The sequence below is a fragment of the Rathayibacter tanaceti genome (genome assembly GCF_001634385.1).
Classification (GTDB): domain Bacteria; phylum Actinomycetota; class Actinomycetes; order Actinomycetales; family Microbacteriaceae; genus Rathayibacter; species Rathayibacter tanaceti.
Genome location: NZ_LIIN01000242.1, coordinates 1 through 1,562, shown reverse-complemented (window position 1 = coordinate 1,562; position 1,562 = coordinate 1). Strand labels below are relative to the sequence as shown.

Here is a 1,562-nt window from a genome sequence, read left to right as displayed (position 1 = left end):
GGGCGACCTCGGCGGCGACGGCCGCCCGGATCAGGGCGTGCGCGGCGGAGTCGACGCCCGCGGAGGGCTCGTCGAGCAGTAGCAGATCGGCACGGCGGGCGAGTCCCTGGGCGACGAGTGCGCGCTGGCGCTGGCCGCCGGAGAGGCCTGCGAGGGGGCGGCGGGCGAGGTCGGCGATCGCGAGCGACTCCAGGCACTCGTCGACGATCGCGCGGTCGGAGGCGCGCAGCAGGCGCCCCGTCCCCCAGCGGCCCATCGTCACCGTCTCGCGCACATTCAGGGGCAGCCGATCGGGCACCGTGCTGCTCTGGGCGACGAAGCCGATCGTTGTTCCAGGAGCCCTCTCGACACGCCCGGCGGTCACCGGATGCGCGCCGGCGAGGACGGAGAGGAGCGTCGACTTACCGGATCCGTTCGCGCCGATCAGGAGGGTCAGGCGGCCGGGGGACGGGTCCAGATCGACGCCGGTGAGCGCGGGGATCCCGGCGTGGGCGGCCGAGACGCCGTGCACACCGACGTGCCGGAGTGGAGGGGGCGTCACGGTCGTCATGCTGTAACTATAACGATAATCGTTCTCATGTAGGGTCTCCTCCTGTGCCGTTCCTCCTCGATCCGTTCGCCTCCGGGTTCCTGCTGCGCGCGCTCCTCGGAGGCGTGCTGGTCGCCGCGCTCTGCGGCGTGGTCGGCACCTGGGTGGTCCAGCGCGGTATGGCGTTCCTCGGCGAGGCGATGGGCCACGGACTTCTGCCCGGCGTGGCGATCGCGACCCTCCTGGGCCTGCCTCCCGTGATCGGCGCAGCCGTCAGCGCGAGCGTGATGACCGCGGGAGTCGGCGTGCTCGGGCGGCGCCGGCGCTCCTCCCCCGACACCACGATCGGGTTGTTCTACGTGGGGATGCTGGCGCTGGGAGTGATCATCGTCTCGCGCTCACGCTCCTTCGCCACCGACCTCACGGCCATCCTCTTCGGCGACGTGCTCGCGATCGGCGAGAGCGATCTGCTCCTGCTCGCCGCCGCGCTCGCCACGGTGCTCGTCGTGGTCGCAGTGTTCCACCGCGCCTTCGTGGCGCTCGCGTTCGACGAGCGGGTCGCGACGACTCTGGGCCTGCATCCGCGCCGGGCGCACGTCGTGCTGGTGGGGCTGGTGACCCTCGCGGTCGTGGCCTCGTACCAGGCCGTCGGCAGCCTGCTCGTGGTCGGGCTGCTGCTGGCCCCCGCCGCGGCGGCCGGCCACTGGGCGCGCAGCATTCCGTCGACCATGGCCCTCGCGGCCGGCGTCGGCGCCGTCGCCGTGCTCCTGGGCCTGCTCGTCTCGTGGCACGCCTCCACCGCGGCCGGCGCCAGCATCGCCGCCGCCTCCGTCGCGCTCGTCGTCGTCTCGTCCGGCGTGCGCGTCGGCGTCGACCGGCTGCGCGCCTCCGCCCCCGCCCGCCTCCTGAAGGAAGAGCCCTCCCTGCCGTGACGTACCCCTCCCGCCTCACCCTGCTCGTGAGCGCCGCCGCACTCGCCGCGCTGACCGCCTGCTCCTCGACCGCCGCGCCCGCCACCCCCGGCACGCCCGCC

At 74.1% G+C, this 1,562-nt stretch carries 2 protein-coding genes; one reads left to right on the top strand and one right to left on the bottom strand.

Translation table 11 applies throughout. The features are described from left to right. On the bottom strand, window positions 1-550 hold a 550-nt coding region (locus tag ACH61_RS15335; protein ID WP_068213726.1), incomplete at its 3' end, for an ATP-binding cassette domain-containing protein. Window positions 551-594: 44 nt separating this feature from the next. Between ACH61_RS15335 and aztB the strand changes: the two genes are divergently transcribed. Then, window positions 595-1,461, top strand: coding sequence for a zinc ABC transporter permease AztB (aztB, locus tag ACH61_RS15330; RefSeq protein WP_068213722.1), 867 nt, complete (start codon window positions 595-597; stop codon window positions 1,459-1,461). The last annotated feature ends 101 nt before the right edge of the window (window positions 1,462-1,562 follow it).